The 16,490-nt window shown below is 46.1% G+C and carries 17 protein-coding genes; 4 read left to right on the top strand and 13 right to left on the bottom strand.

Annotated features, from left to right (window positions below; translation table 11 throughout):
• Positions 1-14: 14 nt before the first annotated feature.
• The 4 genes from AC0KUT_RS08585 to fliE form a co-directional block, all read right to left on the bottom strand.
• Positions 15-1,022 carry a flagellar assembly protein FliH gene (locus AC0KUT_RS08585; protein ID WP_488835116.1) on the bottom strand — a complete coding sequence of 336 codons (1,008 nt, stop codon included), beginning with the start codon at positions 1,020-1,022 and terminating at the stop codon, positions 15-17.
• Positions 1,023-1,085: 63 nt separating this feature from the next.
• Positions 1,086-2,114 carry a flagellar motor switch protein FliG gene (gene fliG / locus AC0KUT_RS08580; protein WP_488835115.1) on the bottom strand — a complete coding sequence of 343 codons (1,029 nt, stop codon included), beginning with the start codon at positions 2,112-2,114 and terminating at the stop codon, positions 1,086-1,088.
• Positions 2,107-3,798 carry a flagellar basal-body MS-ring/collar protein FliF gene (gene fliF, locus AC0KUT_RS08575; protein ID WP_488835113.1) on the bottom strand — a complete coding sequence of 564 codons (1,692 nt, stop codon included), beginning with the start codon at positions 3,796-3,798 and terminating at the stop codon, positions 2,107-2,109. Before fliF ends, fliG begins: the two co-directional genes overlap by 8 nt.
• Before the next feature lie 56 nt (positions 3,799-3,854).
• The gene (fliE, locus tag AC0KUT_RS08570; protein WP_488835111.1) at positions 3,855-4,229 is read right to left on the bottom strand and encodes a flagellar hook-basal body complex protein FliE; all 375 of its coding nucleotides are present in this window, start codon (positions 4,227-4,229) and stop codon (positions 3,855-3,857) included.
• Between the two features lie 238 nt (positions 4,230-4,467).
• Here fliE and AC0KUT_RS08565 point away from each other — a divergent pair, with 238 nt between their 5' ends.
• On the top strand, positions 4,468-4,668 hold the full coding sequence (locus AC0KUT_RS08565) for a PA3496 family putative envelope integrity protein (protein ID WP_488835109.1): 201 nt from the start codon (positions 4,468-4,470) through the stop codon (positions 4,666-4,668).
• Between the two features lie 158 nt (positions 4,669-4,826).
• Here AC0KUT_RS08565 and AC0KUT_RS08560 read toward each other — a convergent pair whose 3' ends face one another.
• The 3 genes from AC0KUT_RS08560 to AC0KUT_RS08550 all read right to left on the bottom strand — a co-directional run bounded on the left by AC0KUT_RS08560 (position 4,827) and on the right by AC0KUT_RS08550 (position 8,460).
• Positions 4,827-5,468: a glycine-rich domain-containing protein gene (locus AC0KUT_RS08560; protein ID WP_488835107.1), complete on the bottom strand. Its 642-nt coding sequence runs from the start codon at positions 5,466-5,468 to the stop codon at positions 4,827-4,829.
• A gap of 77 nt (positions 5,469-5,545) precedes the next feature.
• Complete coding sequence (locus tag AC0KUT_RS08555) at positions 5,546-7,129, bottom strand: sigma-54-dependent transcriptional regulator (RefSeq protein ID WP_488835106.1); 1,584 nt, start codon at positions 7,127-7,129, stop codon at positions 5,546-5,548.
• Between the two features lie 17 nt (positions 7,130-7,146).
• On the bottom strand, positions 7,147-8,460 hold the full coding sequence (locus AC0KUT_RS08550; RefSeq protein ID WP_488835104.1) for a sensor histidine kinase: 1,314 nt from the start codon (positions 8,458-8,460) through the stop codon (positions 7,147-7,149).
• 496 nt (positions 8,461-8,956) lie between these two features.
• Between AC0KUT_RS08550 and rhlE the strand changes: the two genes are divergently transcribed.
• Both rhlE and AC0KUT_RS08540 read left to right on the top strand, forming a co-directional pair.
• Positions 8,957-10,369 (top strand): ATP-dependent RNA helicase RhlE, encoded by a 1,413-nt coding sequence (gene rhlE / locus AC0KUT_RS08545; protein ID WP_488835103.1) that lies wholly within the window; start codon positions 8,957-8,959, stop codon positions 10,367-10,369.
• Positions 10,370-10,515: 146 nt separating this feature from the next.
• On the top strand, positions 10,516-11,847 hold the full coding sequence (locus AC0KUT_RS08540; protein ID WP_488835101.1) for a GGDEF domain-containing protein: 1,332 nt from the start codon (positions 10,516-10,518) through the stop codon (positions 11,845-11,847).
• A gap of 1 nt (position 11,848) precedes the next feature.
• On the opposite strand, the gene AC0KUT_RS08535 is transcribed toward AC0KUT_RS08540, so the two are convergent.
• The 6 genes from AC0KUT_RS08535 to fliS (AC0KUT_RS08510) all read right to left on the bottom strand — a co-directional run bounded on the left by AC0KUT_RS08535 (position 11,849) and on the right by fliS (AC0KUT_RS08510) (position 15,840).
• Positions 11,849-12,436, bottom strand: coding sequence for a hypothetical protein (locus AC0KUT_RS08535; RefSeq protein WP_488835100.1), 588 nt, complete (start codon positions 12,434-12,436; stop codon positions 11,849-11,851).
• 54 nt (positions 12,437-12,490) lie between these two features.
• A complete protein-coding gene (locus AC0KUT_RS08530) occupies positions 12,491-12,745 on the bottom strand; it encodes a hypothetical protein (RefSeq protein WP_488835099.1) in 255 nt (84 codons plus the stop codon).
• A 213-nt stretch (positions 12,746-12,958) separates the two neighbouring features.
• Positions 12,959-14,410 (bottom strand): sigma-54-dependent transcriptional regulator, encoded by a 1,452-nt coding sequence (locus AC0KUT_RS08525; protein ID WP_488835098.1) that lies wholly within the window; start codon positions 14,408-14,410, stop codon positions 12,959-12,961.
• Positions 14,411-14,635: 225 nt separating this feature from the next.
• Positions 14,636-15,031, bottom strand: a complete 396-nt coding sequence (fliS, locus tag AC0KUT_RS08520) for a flagellar export chaperone FliS (protein WP_488835096.1) — start codon at positions 15,029-15,031, stop codon at positions 14,636-14,638.
• Positions 15,032-15,137: 106 nt separating this feature from the next.
• Complete coding sequence (locus AC0KUT_RS08515) at positions 15,138-15,428, bottom strand: hypothetical protein (protein WP_488835095.1); 291 nt, start codon at positions 15,426-15,428, stop codon at positions 15,138-15,140.
• A 25-nt stretch (positions 15,429-15,453) separates the two neighbouring features.
• The gene (gene fliS, locus AC0KUT_RS08510) at positions 15,454-15,840 is read right to left on the bottom strand and encodes a flagellar export chaperone FliS (RefSeq protein WP_488835093.1); all 387 of its coding nucleotides are present in this window, start codon (positions 15,838-15,840) and stop codon (positions 15,454-15,456) included.
• Between the two features lie 278 nt (positions 15,841-16,118).
• Between fliS (AC0KUT_RS08510) and AC0KUT_RS08505 the strand changes: the two genes are divergently transcribed.
• Entirely contained in the window at positions 16,119-16,481 is a 363-nt protein-coding gene (locus tag AC0KUT_RS08505) for a DUF2845 domain-containing protein (protein WP_488835091.1), read from the top strand.
• Positions 16,482-16,490 lie beyond the last annotated feature (9 nt).

The following is a 16,490-nucleotide window of genomic DNA, read 5'->3' as shown; positions in this document are numbered from 1 at the left end:
CATTAATTCGTGGATTAGGTGTTGCGACTAGGCTCGTTTGACGACACCTGCTCACCCGTTTGCTCTGTTGATGACTCTGTTGATGACTCTGTTGATGACTCTGTTGATGACTCTGTTGGCGATTCTATTGGTGACGCTATCGAGTGCTCTACTGGCGACAAATCATCTGCTGCGTTGGTGGTAGCGGATTTTATCGGCGACTCTGGTTCATGATCCGATGACTCAACCTCAGTCTGATCATCGAGATCTCCACCAAGCTGTTTGGTCAGGAACTGCGCCAGCACCTGTTCCAAGCGCTTAGACACTGAGAAGTCTACTCGGCTCTCTGGTGTTTCGATGATGCAACCGCCAGGCTGCAGTGTTTCGCTACCCATAAACTTCCAATCGAGCTGCTGCTCTTCCGCATAGGTTTCTACCGCTGCTAAATCATCAGGATTTAGACTAATACGCAGATTTTTTGCACCTATTGGCAAAGCCTCCACGGCATCTTTCACTAACGACAGAATATGCGAAGAATCCGTCATCAATTCGCGCTGCACAACGCTCTGGGTCAAACTGCAGATTGCATCCAGCAGCATCTGCTCAATATCATCTTCCTGTTCAGCCAAGGGATTAAGTAACTGTTGCGCCAACTTTTGAAAGCGCTGCTGCTCCGCAACCATTTTAGGACGCAACTCCATTAAGGCTTGTTGCTTGCCTGCCTCATAACCCTCGGCACTACCTTTTGCCAATCCTTCTTTAAATCCCTCTGTGTGCCCTTGCTCAAAACCATTCTCTTGCGCCTCATCAAAAATAGCCTGCATTTCTTGTGCAGTCATGCCAGAGTTAGTGGGCGACTCGGGAATATCGATGGTTTCGATCGTTTCACTTTTGCGCTTAAGCAGAAGGTCGCGGCGCTCCTTAGCCTCTTTTTCTGCAGAAGAGAGCGTGCGCCCATTATCATCAATCGGCGGCAGAGCCCAAGTGGTAAAGGTGTCGACCGTTTCACCAGGAATACGGTTGAGCAATGTTTTATCCGTCATAAATGACTCATCTCACAGGCGCTAAGGTATTAGGTAAATTGCGACCTACTTTAAAAATGATCACTAGACCATTTGATCGCCACTGCCACCTAGCATAATTTCTCCCGCATCGGCCATGCGGCGTGCAGTAATGAGAATTTCTTTTTGTGCTGCTTCTACATCGGCCAAACGCATAGGTGGCTTGGTCTCCAAATCGTCGCGCAACAATTCTGCAGCACGCTTTGACATATTTTTGAATATTTTTTCCTGCAATTCCGTTTCAGCACCCTTGAGCGCAACCACCAACACATCCGAAGACACTTCGCGCAACAGCGCTTGAATACCACGATCCTCCACCTCTTTGAGGTTGTCGAATACGAACATTAAGTCTTGGATCTGATTACCCATATCCTCATCCAGTTCTTTAATCCCATCCATCAAATCGGCTTCAATAGAACCATCGAGATTATTCATAATCTCCGCCGCCACTTTATAACCACCCATGGCTTTCGTTTGCGATGCGCCATTACCCGAGAATTGTTTTTCCAGAATATCGTTCAGTTCTTGCAAAGCACTGGGCTGAACTGTGTCGAGTGAGGCTACACGCATCATAATATCCAGACGCACTTTTTCAGGGAAAAACGACATGATTTCAGCAGACTGATCTGCGTCTAGATAGGCGATAACAATAGCCTGAATTTGCGGGTGTTCGTTACGGATGATATCGGCTACCGAGCGCGCATCCATCCACTTCAAGGTATCCAACCCAGTGGTGTTCCCCCCCAGCAGAATACGATCAATCAAACCATTGGCTTTGTCTTCACCCAAAGCAGTCACAAGCATTTTGCGAATATAGTTATCTGCCCCAACACCCAAGCCGGTGAGCGTTCCCACCTCTTCTAAAAAGTTACTCATAACCAGCTGCACGTCTGCTTGCTGCACATTTTGCAGCTGAGTCATGGCAGCGCCTATACGCTGCACCTCTTTAGGCCCCATGTGCTTAAGAATTTCAGCGGCATCTTGTTCACCCAGCGACATCAATAAAATCGCCGCCTGATCTACATAGGCCAGTTTAGTTTTAGCTTTTTCAGGACTTTTATTGCCATCAGTCATCGCGATTTATCCACTTTTTCACCACCTGGGCCACACGGCCAGGATCGTCGGCTATTAAGCCCTTGATTGCATTAATTTGCTCTTCATAACCCTGTGGGCCCGACAGCAGCAGCGAACTGCCACCACTCAAGGTCACGGTCTCATCCGATATTCCATCCAAACCTGACGCCGCTTCTAGGGCTGCCAACTGGCGCGCCTCTTCTTCCTCTGCGATACCACCACCGGTGCGCGAAAGACTTTTAAACATAGGCCGCAAGAGCCCAAACACTATGGCGAGAATCACCAACACACTGGCGATGTACTTGATATTAGGAATGACCCACTCCCGCCACCAAGGCGCATCCTCAATCACCAGATTACTGTCGTCGCGCACGCTAAACGCCGAATTCAATACATTGACGCTATCGCCGCGCACAGCACTAAAACCTACCGCATCGCGTACCAGTATAGACAACCGTTCCAATTCGCCCTCACTCCATGGCACAAGACTTTCAACACCTTCTGCATTTCGCACTAACTTGTCATCCACCACTACCGCTACCGTCAAACGCTTTAACGTGCCCTGCTGGTGTTTGGTATAGCTCACGGTGCGATCTAACTCGTAGTTACGCGTAGCCTGTTCACGATTATTCTTAGCTGGTTTAGCAGCTACGGGCTGCCCTGTGGCAGGATCGATCTGCTCCGGCGCCTGCGCAGTGCCCGGTGGCTGATTGGTCAATGCACCCGGAATACCCTCGGCGGCATCACCTGCAGAGCGCGATTCATTTAAGGTTTGCTCGGAGCGAATGGCAGGTAAATCAGGGTTGAAGGTCTCCGCGGCTTGCTCCACCGCCGTAAAATCTATATCGGCACTAACCTCAGCTTTAAACTTTCCGCTACCCAAAACCGGTAGGAGAATGCCGTTAATGCGCGAAACCACACTGTCCTCAACTTCCTTAGAGTATTGATGCTGCTTTGTCGCTAACAGCAACTCAATATTATCTTCACCTGTAGAGAGTAAATTGCCCTGCTGATCCACAAGGGTTACATCTGCCACGTTCATGTCGGGCACGGAAGATGCCACCAAATTCATAATGGCCTTCACTTGCGCGGGCTCAACGCGACGCCCTGCAAACACTTCCACAAATACTGAAGCCGTAGGTTTAGCGACATCGCGCACAAACACGGTTTTTTTCGGAATAGCCAAATGCACGCGTGCACTGCGAATACTGGTAATACTGGTAATGGTACGCGCCAACTCGCCTTCAATACTGCGCTGATAGCGGGTATTTTCTACAAATTGACTTGTTCCCAATGGCTGCTCTTTATCCATCAGTTCAAACCCCTGAATAGGGTCATTCGGCAAACCAATCTCCGCTAACTTTAAGCGCGCCATGTGAATATCTTCCGCCGCCACCAAAATGGCGCCGCTGTTAGTATCCATTTTAAATTTAATACGGTTTTGCTCGAGCACATCGATTACGTTGCCCGCATCTAAATTATCCATGCGACCATAAAGCGGCCGATAATCATCACCCTGCATCCACATGACAATGGCAACGCCTATTGCCACACTCGCCGCCAAGGTGATCATTAACCCAATTTGGCGCAATAGCGTAAGGCTGCTTAAACCTTCTAAAAAATCACCGCCTGGCTTAGTCTTTTCCGGCAGTTGTTCTGAATCTGTCGCTGCTGCTGTGGCCATAACCTAAACCTTAAAATTATCGAATCAATTGTTATTGATACTGCACGAGTGAACGGTTAAATAGGCATATTCATAATATCGCGATAGGCATCTATCAGCTTATTACGCACCTGTACTGTTGCCTGAAAAGCCACGGATGATTTTTGCGAGGCGATCATTACATCGGTAATATCGACACCCGCCACACCGCGCTCATAGGCATCGGCCATATTGCTCGATGTTTTTTGCACTTCGTTCACCTTGCTCACCGCTTGGGTCATTAGATCGCCAAAGCTCGGGGCCTTTGTCGTTCCCTCAACTTTCAACCCATTTTGATTAACGCCGGTCAATTCGCGCGGCACCAAACCTTGCGGGCGTTGAAACGCTTGCGTTTGCGCCTTCATCGAACGCATATCATTTAACAGGCGGCTAATATCAACTCGGTCGGTCATGATTAAATTCCCATCTGACAAACTAATAAAGGCGACAAAATATTGGCAGACTCAGGTCTTATTTCGTCTTTAGCAGAGATATTGCACAAAGCAGGCCAATAATTGCCGCATGGCAAGTGCTTGCCAAAAGCCGCCCTTATGAGGTGATAAAAATAATCCGCGCCGCTAAAAATAGTCACAATGCTGTCATTTACACCCATTATTATCAGCGTAGTTTCTAAACCATCAGGAGATTTTCATGCGCAAAATGAATATGGTGAGCGAGCTGGATATTTTTGAAAGTGCAATGGCAACGTTTATTGCTGGCATGGTTACATCTAAAACTAAATCGCAAAAAATGCGTCGCAACATGGAGTGTCGCCGCAAGCTTGAATTAAAATTGGAAGAGAAAAGATTAAAGAGGGAATTGAGTGAATACGAGTTTGAGTTTGTGTCCTAATTATTAACGCGCTCTTAGTGGCAGCATTGCAACTAAGAGCGTTACAGAAGCACCAAGAGCGGGATTAAAACGCGGCGGCATATCCAAGATAAAAGTAGAATCCCTTAGCGCACTGTAGAGGGATCAATTACTTCTATCCTCATACTAAATTCCGACCACTAATCACCACCGCCACAACCGCTACTGCAGCCTGAAGTGCCGCTATCGCTACTATCGCTACCCGATGACCCGCCCCCGCAACCAATATCTCCGGCACAATGGCTGTTACCTGGCGCATTCTCAGCGCGACAATCTAGACTATAGTGAAAACCATTCGGCATGTTTAAAAGTGCATCCAAGGCGAATATAAAAGGTAATCGATTAGGCTGTTTAGGATTGATGTTTTCACCCACGCAGGCTAGACGCCACGCGCGCTTAATGCCATCTTGCACCGCGCTCTTACCCCTCATAGCCTCTGCTGGCACATGATGGATAAAACGACCAAAGGCTTTCTTGCAAAAATATTGATAGCTGCGCGTATGTAAAATAAATTCGTGCCAGAGCTCATCTGCAGCCTGGGAAGGCATGGATACAAAACTTTTATTAGCGTTATGACACAACAAAAAATACTGCCGCAACCCTCTCGCCACCTGTGCCATATGTGCATCGGTTAAATGAGGGTATTTTTCGCGCACCTTGCGCGCCAGCATATTGGGAAATACGTAGCTCCTAATATATTTAACCCGCGCAGTTGCCCGCATTTTGAGGAAAACAACCGTCACTACGAAAGTGACAATACCCAATACTAGAAAAAATACCATTTCGCGCCAGTTCCTTTTAAAGAATCATATAGAAATCCCTTCTAAATGTGCCCTAACACCACACATGAAGCAACAGACTATTCAGTAATTTCGTAACCTTCTTCACGCAAACGCGCAATTTTATAACGCAAGGTACGCGCACTAATCCCTAAACGCTCAGCCGTATTCTTGCGGCTGCCGCGCTCTATATGCAGGGTATTCATAATAATTTCATATTCGCGCTGCTTTAAGTCATTCCCTAAGGCTGGATTATTAAGCGAGGAGTGCTGCACAGGCGTATTACTTACCAACGCTATGTTTTCTGTATTAATGCCACTCACCGAAAAGGGTTGCACCGCATAAGGCTGGTTACCTAACACTGAATTAGTATGACCGGCATGAGAACCTGCTACCTGATGCGATACGGTTTGGGAGCCCGAATATGCGGAGGGCTGCACAGCCTGAGCGGCTTGGAATAAATTGGGCTTTTGGCTGTAACCAGAAGGACTCTGGCTATAGCTATCGTTGTCATTCAGGCCCAAATCTTCTGCCTGAATGGTTTTACCCATCTGCAAAATTAAGGCGCGCTGCATAATATTATCCAGCTCGCGTACATTGCCCGGCCAGGGATAAGACATCAATAATTGTTGCGCTGATGGCGACAAGGTTACGCCGCGTCGATTTTGCTTGTGAGCATGTTTCTGCAGCAGCTTTTCTGCCAGCGGAATAATATCTTCAATGCGATCGCGCAGCGGCGCCCACTGTAGCGGCAATACACTTAAACGATAATACAAATCCTCGCGGAATTTCCCACCCACAACTTCACCGCGCATATCGCGGTTAGATGTTGCTATAACACGGACATTTAATTTTATGGTTTTACGGCCACCCAAACGCTCAACTTCTCGCTCTTGTAATACACGCAGCAACTTTGCCTGCAGACCAATATCCATTTCCGATATTTCGTCGAGCAATAGAGTACCGCCATTGGCCTGCTCAAATTTACCTGGGCTGCTGGTATGCGCACCGGTATAAGCGCCTTTCTCATGACCGAACAACATAGCCTCCAACATATTTTCAGGAATAGCCGCGCAGTTAATCGCAATAAAAGGCTGATTGCGCCGCGGCGAGTGATCGTGAATATAGCGCGCCAATACTTCTTTACCGGTGCCCGATTCCCCCACAATAAGTACGGTAGAGTCCGACTGCGCTACACGCTGCGCCAATCTTAATAGCTGACAGCTTGATGCTGCATGAGCCACAGGCTCATCACCTGCAATTTGCGCAACACCAAGATGACGCGCAACCGCCTCCACCAAGGTTGTAGGTGCAAAAGGTTTCACTAAATAATCCACTGCGCCCTGCTTCATGGCGTCAACTGACTCACTGATGCTGGCATAGGCGGTAATCAGCATCATGGGTATTTGTGGATACTGTTCTTTTACCGCGCTCAAAAGCTCATGGCCACTAATGCCACCCATGTTCACATCCGACACTATCATGCGAATATCACTTACCAGCGCGAGCTGACGCAAGGCCTCTTCACCGCTATCCACCGCTATCACACCGTAATCGGCAAGCTTCAAGGTATCGGTCAATGCCTCGCGTAGATTGTTGTCATCCTCAACCACGAGTACTCTTAAGGCATCATCAAATTCGGTGGTCTGTAAGGCGAGAGCCATGGTATTTCCCCTAGTATTTAAACTTGTGCAAAAGGCATCAAAATACTGGCGCAGGTGCCCTGGCCAAGTGTTGACTGCAATAAAAATTTACCGTGATGCGCGCGCGCAACCGCCTGTACCACACTCAAACCAATACCGGTTCCTTGCGCCTTAGTGGTCACAAAAAGATCGCCGACGCTATTAAGAATGTCAGGCGCTATACCCGGCCCCTTATCACATACGCGAATCCATAGTTGCGGTGCGAGCCCAGTCGCTGGCGCATCGCCTGCTGCAGGTTGAAAAAAATTCAACTCCAAACGCAAGCTGGCTTTGCGTTCCGCCGCCTGAATCGCGTTATTCACTAAATTTAAAATGGCGCCAGTGAGCGCCTCACGATTACATTGAATATATTGTTCGCGACAATTCACTACCCACTGACAGCGCGATCCACTGGTCATCAAGGGCACCTCCATCGCCTCGGCCAGATCGCTCTGCAACTCCGCCACACTGATCACATCATTCAGCGGTAATTCGCCCTTAACGTAGAACAACATGTCTTGAATTTGACGTTCAATATTATTAAGCCGTCCTAAAGTTTTTTCGGAAAACTCTTGGCGTCGCGTTTCATTCAAGGTGCCACTGCACAAATGGCCGGCATACAAGATGGCTGCAGATAGAGGTGTGCGGATTTGATGCGCAAGTGTGCCCATCATTTTGCCCAGTGCAGAAAGGCGCTCATGACGACTAAGCTCACCCTGCAAACGACGCGTTTCGGTTTGATCGGTTAAAAGAATAATTTGACCATCGGCGCCCAAATTGCGGGTTTGTATGCTGATGCGGCGACCATCTTTTAAAGACACCTCATGGCCATCATCTTGGCGCGGAGAAAAGGCGCGCTGAATTACATCGCGCCATAACTCACCGACGAGCGGTTCACCCAGTAAATCCCTAGCAGCAGGGTTGGATTCAGAGATGCAACCACTAGAATCAAGCACCACCACACCACCGGGCAAAAAATTCAGGAGACTTTCAAGGCGATTAGCGAGCTTTTCTTTTTCCGCCAACTCCTGCAGTCGCTGATCACCCAAGCTATGCAACTCATCATTTAGCTCCGCCAAGCGGTTTTCTAAAAAGCGATAGGAATCGGCCAGCTGTTGTGGCATTTGTTGAAATGAGGAAACTGATAAACGGGGATTTCCAGACTTAGCGTTTAAACGCAACACCTCGGCTCCCTTAAGGGGAAGATGTTCAGCCTTAGGCAATAATGGGCTGAGATTATTGTCAACCTCAACTACTTCTTTGGTCTCGGCTGCTTCTTTAATATTGGTAAGACCTGAAATTGCTTGCGCCATAAAAACCCCAGTTTTCTGTTTTTGTTGAACCACTGACTGCAAACGTCAACAACTCAACACTTTTGAACGTCATACAGGGGTAATAGCAAACACAATGCCAATTAATTTTTAACATACAAATCAATGACATAAAATCAAAACAGGAATAGAAGTCAAACAATTGGCAAATAGAGGGTTAAATTTAAAACAACAAAAATAACTTGAAGGTCGTGCAAAACGCATAACTAAAAACCAGTTCACAAGGGAGTTATTGAAGGGATATTTCCGTTTTATGCATGCTCTCACCCAATTAAGGCGCAAGGTCTCATATATTTATCTAGCTCTGGGCGCTTATAAACTGTACTATGCGCGCCCGACACCCTTAAGGTCAGTGTCGCCTCTCACCAAGCCGTTGTAATTACTTCTTAGTCGCCACTGGCACTTTCAATTACAACGCGTCTTCTTTCGCTCGCCAGACCTTGCCCGCATAGCGGGAGGCCGAGCACAGGAAAAAACTATGTCTTTCGAAACTCTCGGCTTGCGAGCTGATATTCTGCGTGCTATTGCCGATGAAGGTTATACCTCGCCTACACCCATTCAATTAAAAGCGATTCCCGCGGTACTCCAAGGCGGCGATATTCTCGCTGGCGCGCAAACCGGTACCGGTAAAACTGCAGGCTTCACCTTACCTTTATTGGAAAAGTTGAGCGCCAACCCAATACAAGCACAAGGACGTCGCCCCGTGCGCGCCCTCATCCTAACGCCCACCCGCGAACTCGCTGCTCAAGTGTTTGAAAGCGTGCGCACCTATGGCAAATACTTGCCGTTGCGTGCCACCGTGGTATTTGGCGGTGTGAGCATTAATCCGCAGATGATGAAGCTGCGCGGCGGTGTTGATATTTTGGTGGCAACACCAGGTCGCCTCTTAGATTTGGTCAACCAAAATGCCGTATCACTGCGCGAAGTAGAAGTGCTCATTTTGGATGAAGCCGACCGCATGTTGGATATGGGCTTTATTCACGACATCAAAAAAGTATTGGCACTACTGCCCAAGAAACGCCAAAATCTACTGTTCTCTGCGACTTTCTCCGATGAGATTAAAACGCTGGCCGACAAATTACTTAATCAGCCCACCTTAATAGAAGTAGCGCGCCGTAATACAGCCTCTGAGCGCGTAACGCAACGCGTACACCCAGTTGATCGTAATCGCAAACGTGAAATGCTGTCATTTTTAATCAAACAAGACGACTGGCAACAAGTATTAATTTTTATACGCACCAAACACGGCGCCAACAAATTAACCGAACAACTTAATGATGACGGTATCAGCGCTGCAGCCATTCACGGCAATAAGAGCCAAGGCGCACGCACCAAAGCACTGGACGACTTCAAACGCGGCGCGATTCGCGCATTAGTAGCAACGGATATAGCCGCGCGCGGTATTGATATTGATCAATTACCTCACGTGATTAACTATGAGCTGCCAAATGTACCCGAAGACTACGTTCACCGTATCGGCCGTACCGGTCGCGCCGATGCCGAAGGCGAAGCTATCTCATTGGTATGCGTAGATGAAATTAAATTTCTGCGCGATATCGAAAAACTGATTAAGCGCGATATCGATCAAGAAGTCCTGGCTGGATTTGAGCCAGACCCAAATGTGCGCGCTGAACCCATAGTACTAGGCCGTCGCATGACTATTGGTGCGGGTGCAGGCAATGGTCGAGGTCGATCAGGCTCTGGCTCAGGCTCAGGCAAGCCAGCGTTAGGCGCCAAACCAAAAAATGGTGCCAGCAAGCCCCAAGGTAGAAATAACTCCGGTGGTAAGTCACAGGGCGGCGCTAATGGCTCACAAGCCAATGGCAACAAACCTGCAGGGAATAGTAGTAATAAGAATTATCGCGGCAACAAACCAAAACAAGCAGTTTAACTGCGCGTTATCAAGCACTTAAAAACCCCCATATCCGACAGGATATGGGGGTTTTTTGTTATAGGGCAAAGTTTTCAAAAAAATCAACTAGAATGAAAGCACAGCGATAATCGTATTCATATAAAATCACATGTTTGGCGCTCCCTATGAATAAAAATGTTACCAACTCTTACTCCGCGTTAATACTTGCCATTTTATTAACCATAATTGCACTCTACTCCTACCGTTTTATACCCGAAAAACACTTAGTGCTAGTGCCTGCCTTTAACGATAGTGAAATCAACATTTACTCGACAAAACTCTCTAACAATGAACCAGCAGGCCAATGGCTCGATAGAGAAAAACTTAGCTTTCGTTGTAGTTACCCACAAGGTTTTGTCGACAATGACTATTACTGTAGTTTCAATCGCACCTTAGCGACATCAGAAACAAAAGGCCTAGACCTCTCACGCTATGAGCGTATAAAAATGAAGATCAACTACCAAGGTAAAGCACCTAAACTACGCTTATTTGCGCGTAACTTTAATCCGCACTACTCAAAGGCTGGCGACGTGAACAGCACTAAATACAATGCTGTATTCCTTCCCACTGTAGACCTTGAAAAAGATGTGACGATCAATTTAAACGAATTCACCGTTACTGAGTGGTGGCTCTTAGCTTACAAAATACCACGTAAATATGCACATCCAGATCTGAGCAATGTGGTCGGCATGGGAATTGATTTCTCCTACCCCATGACCGAGGGCGATCATGACATCACCATCGAGAAAATTGAGTTCATCGGCGAGCGCATCGCAAAAGACAAATGGTACCTTGGGCTATTTAGTATTTGGCTCGCAGGCATTTTTATCTATGCAATTAATCAACTACATCTACTAAAAAAAATAAACCAACACGACTTAGAGGTCATTGATACGCTGAGTCACGACAATAAACGTCTGCAGCTAGAGAGCTCAAAGTTTCGTCGTTTATCCACTGTTGATCCACTGACAGAACTCTTTAATCGATTTGGCCTGGATCAAATAGTCACATCACTCACCCAAGACTCAAGGGTCCCATCGGTAAAACCGGTACCACAGATGTCGCTGATACTTATCGACCTTGATCACTTCAAAAATATCAATGATACCTATGGGCATGATGTCGGCGATATAGTACTAAAAGAAACTGCAGAATTGATCAAGAACAATTCACTTGAAAATGAATTTATTGGGCGCTGGGGAGGAGAAGAGTTTTTAATAATATTACCCGCAGCCACCACTGATGAAGCACTAACTCTCGCTGAAGAACTGCGCACTAAAATCTCCATGAATGACATAGCATTCAACACCAAAAACCACATCACTATCACCGCGAGCTTTGGAGTAGGTGATTGTAATAATAGTGATTTCCCTAGTGCATTCAAACGCGTAGATCTAGCTCTATATAAAGCCAAAAATCAGGGTCGAAATAAAGTCATATTGGCAGACAATGATTAAATCACTTGCGAGGGGGCATCCCGCCCTGCGGGATCTCATAGAATGGGTTGGTTAAATAATATAAACGTTTCTTTTCCAGCTTTTTTATCACACTCAACTCATCAAAAAAATAATGATTTAATAAGCTATCCAAATGCCCAGACATTTTAACGCGAGCCAAACCTAACCTTAATCTTTCCGCTAGTATCGGCTTCTTAGCTGAAACGTAGTAAACCATAGGCATAGGGAAAAAAACTATCGGCTGAGGCGCGACTTCAAGATGATCACCATACTGATTCAGAATATTTTCAACTTCCACCTGACTAACAGGTACATAATCAAATCGCTGCCCCTTCAGCATGGCAAATAAATTAGATGCATTGGCATCGTCATTAACGCTATAACCATTTGCTTTATAAATTTTCACATCGACCCAGCCCTTTCCTTGCCCAGCCACTAAATTTTTTAATTGTTGCTCCTCATTAATAGCAATGAACTGTGCTGCACTGTCTACACGCACAATAAGACGTCTATAAGAAAATAAATTATTAAAAATTGGCTCATCAATTCTAATGCTCGGCTCACTGCCCAACGGGAGCTTTTCATCCATCGGACGCCAAGGCCCAACATGGACATTAATTATATTGCCCCGCCCTATCTCACGTCATGCTCTTGAGGTGCTAAAACTAACCTTAACCCGTTCCAGTTTATAGGAACCATATTGCTCCACAGTCGTAACAAGCGCTGCTTGCAATAATTGGTATTGATAATTATCGCGCCGCTCTGACATCCCCCAATCCCAATAACGATATACCATAGGCTCAGCCGCACTGTTTTGCGGCACACCAGCATCTGCGTAAGAAACAAAAATTACTGGTCCACATAAGAGGAATACAATTAACCATAGATTATTATGCATTTTAAAACTGCTACCCTATTAGCACCAAGAAGATAGATTGATCTTTATGGCCAGTATTAATAGCTCGACAACAACTTGATAAACCGCGAATAAAACCCTGCTGGAAACTTAAGAAGCAAGCCCTCTTCTCTTACTTCTGGCGACAAACAGCTGCAATGACAGACATAAAAAAAGGTGGCTTAGCCACCTTTCATAACATGACCTAAGGTAAGCTTAGCGCGTCATATCATATTTGCGCATTTTCTCCACCAAGGTAGTTCTGCGCACAGACAGCTTATCTGCAGCGCGCGCCACTACGCCGCCACAATCATTGAGTGCTTGCTGGATCAGGCTCATTTCCATATTGGTAATGTATTCACGTAAATCTATCCCCTGCTCGGGCAATAACGGCGTATCGTTCATATTTACATAACTAGCATTGCCACCTGATGCGCCTTGCTCCCCTGCAACAAGAAACTCATCCTCATCAACATCTACATGGCGATACTTAGGTGGTAAATCCTGCACCCCAATTACACCATAGGGATGCGTGATCGCCATGCGTTCTACCAAATTTGCTAACTCGCGAACATTACCGCTCCACTCATGTTGGCATAGGGAAAGAATGGCTGATGAGTTAAAACGAATTGAACCGCGCTGCTCACTTTCCATGCGCGCCACTAACTCATTCATCAACAAAGGAATATCTTCTGAGCGCTCTTTAAGTGAAGGTAACTCAATAGGAAATACATTAAGACGATAATAGAGATCTTCACGAAAACTATTATCAATAATCATTTGTTCTAGATTACGATGCGTTGCGGCGATAATACGCACATCGACAGCTTGTGTTTTATTGCTACCTACGCGCTCAAAACAACGTTCTTGCAACACCCGCAAAATTTTAACCTGCATATTGAGCGGCATATCGCCAATTTCATCTAAAAATAGCGTGCCACCCTCAGCTAGCTCAAAACGACCAGCACGACTATTAATCGCCCCAGTAAAAGCACCTTTTTCATGGCCGAACAGTTCGCTCTCAAGCAACTCCGCTGGAATTGCACCACAATTTACCGGTACAAAAGGCATGTCGCGACGAGGAGAGTTGTAGTGCAAGTTACGCGCAACTACCTCTTTACCGGTACCCGACTCGCCAGTAATTAATACCGAAACGTCCTTATCGGCGACCTGCGCCATCATTTCGCGTACATTTTGAATTTCACGACTTGTTCCTACTAAGCTGCGAAATAAATGCACTGGACGATGCTGAGGCTGACGTTTACTAGAGGATTGTGCTTCGCGGTAAAGCTGAGCACGATGCAGGGTATCGACCAGTTTATTATATGTGGGAGGCATGGGGATTGTTGCAATCACCATTATGCGATGAGGGTCTTCAAGCTGTGCCGCTTCCTGTTGTAGTGCTTCGCTAAGCAAGACTACCGCAATCTCATCATTCCAAGATCGAATCTCTTTTAACAAAGCACTTAAATCATGCTTACTGTCGCGAATATCACCAATAAAAATAACAACATAATCTTCGCCGCCATTTTCTTCCGCAACTGCGGCTTTCCAGCTTTCGCTATCCGCGGTGAGCGTGGTTTCGTTAAGAAAATCGAGAAGAACCTTGAGATCGTGACGACGCTCTTGATTGTCATCAATGACCAATACTTTATTGTTATGCCACATACCCAAGACCTTTCCATTTCGTATTAAAACCTTCAGCCCTAACAGCGGCCTAAGCAAAGACGGCGAGATGACTTATGGGTGTAAGTAATAGTCGAGCTAAGTGGCTTAGTCAAATTTATGGCGGGAAGTTTTTGTCGATTACAAACAGAAAAAAATCTTAGTATATATATTAGTCAAATTTTTAGTGTGAGCGTGACTCATCATGGAGTACACACTGTAAAACAATCATGATTTTTCTACAGCGATTTCATCCCAAGCAGACTTAAGCGTCTTAATCAACTGAATAACCTCTGCCACTTTTTCACTATCGTTTTGGCGCGAAGCTTCTAATAAGCGAAGATTAATGTAATCATAAAGGGCAGATAGATTATCTGAAAGCTCGCCTGCCGACATATCCAGTGAAGCCTGTAAGCCAGAAACTATCCCTATGGCCTTACCCAACGCCTCACCTTTTACCGCGACATCACCGCGCTCTAGTGCACCCTGAGCAATAGCTAAACGGCCTAGAGCACCCTCAAATAGCATCTGAATCAGGCGATGTGGTGACGCATGATTAACCTCCGACTCAATGCCAAGCTGACGGTACTGCTTCAGTGCTTCTTGCGGGTTATAGTTAGACACAAAAACAACTCCTAGGCGGATAAATAGTGTCCTAAGGCTAGCAGGGCTGAGCATTTTTTGCGAGTCTTGCTATAAAAAACAGTTTTTAAAAACTGAACACCTAAAATCATGCCCCAACGACTTTATGAGCCATAGCATCAACTGCCTGCTGACACTGTGCAATCATATTCGCATATACGCCCTTTAACTCGCTCAACGCTAGAACGAGCGTAGTCTTATCATCTCGATTGGCTGCAATAACACGCTCAATAAGAAGTACACAAATAGCATCCAGATGACGAATCTTCGCCCAATCATCATCCTTAACAGCCCGATTAAGCTCAGACTGTAAGGAGCGCATAGCGGCTATGCCCGCTACCCCAGAATACTCTGGCTCATCAATCAACCTAATACTCATGTATTTCGCCTCCTAAAACTTAGAATTAAACTTGGGCGGCAATAGCATCCCAAGATGATTTAATATCCCCCAATAGACGCCCACACTCATCCAAATACTCGGGCTTATTTTCGTAATTTGCTTGGGTTAGTCGGCGAATAACATAGTCGTACAAGCTATCAAGATTAAGTGCCAGATCGCCCCCGTCCTTATCATTTAAGCTGCCCTGTAAACCCGCCACTATATTGACTGCCTTACCGATTAATTCACCCTTTCGTGCTATTTGATTCTGCGCCATAGCGCCCTTAGCTTGAGCAATACGTTCTAGTGCACCTTCGAATAACATCTGAATCAGCCTGTGCGGTGAAGCCTCTTCAACGCCAGAGTGCACTTTCACGTTGGAATAACTTTGAACTGCAGAGAAAGAATTCATCGCATACCCTTATTAAATTGACAGACAGATTAAATTAAAAAGAAAGTATCTAGGCTGGCTAGGCTTTAAAAAAACCGAACATTCCTGTCACATTAAGATGCCAAACACTTATTACTCGCCCCAATTAAGGTTGCGGCTGAACCAGCAAAATCTTTAACGTAAATACAAAAAATCCTTTCTGTTAACGGCGTTATCGATAAAAAAGTTCAGGAGCTATTCAGACATAAAAACGGAATATTTAGCTCACACAGCGGTCACTATTTTTTCAGGAAAAATCAATGAAAAACCTTATAAAAACAGCCAGCCTTGCCCTAACATTAAGCCTCATTTGCACACCTAGCCGCGCCGAGTCCTTACGCTGCCAAGGCAAACTCGCAAAAATAGGCGATACGAAGTTCGAAATTACCGAGAAGTGCGGCGAACCCGTGGCTACTGATCACTTTTGCCAACCAATCGAAAACCCACCCTTAATTCAGGCTGTTCAAAATGGCACTCAAAATACACAAATCAATATTGTCAGCCAAAGCTGTATAGATGTAGACGTATGGAGCTACAGCCCTGGAAAGGGGCGTTTTATCACTCACCTTTACTTCACCCAAGGCCAATTAGTCGATATGAAGTACGGCGACAGGATTAAATAACAACCAATT

Source organism: Cellvibrio sp. 25HG11W-0 (assembly GCF_057815475.1).
Note: the sequence above shows the minus strand (reverse complement) of the source record. Positions and strands in the feature narration are given on the sequence as shown.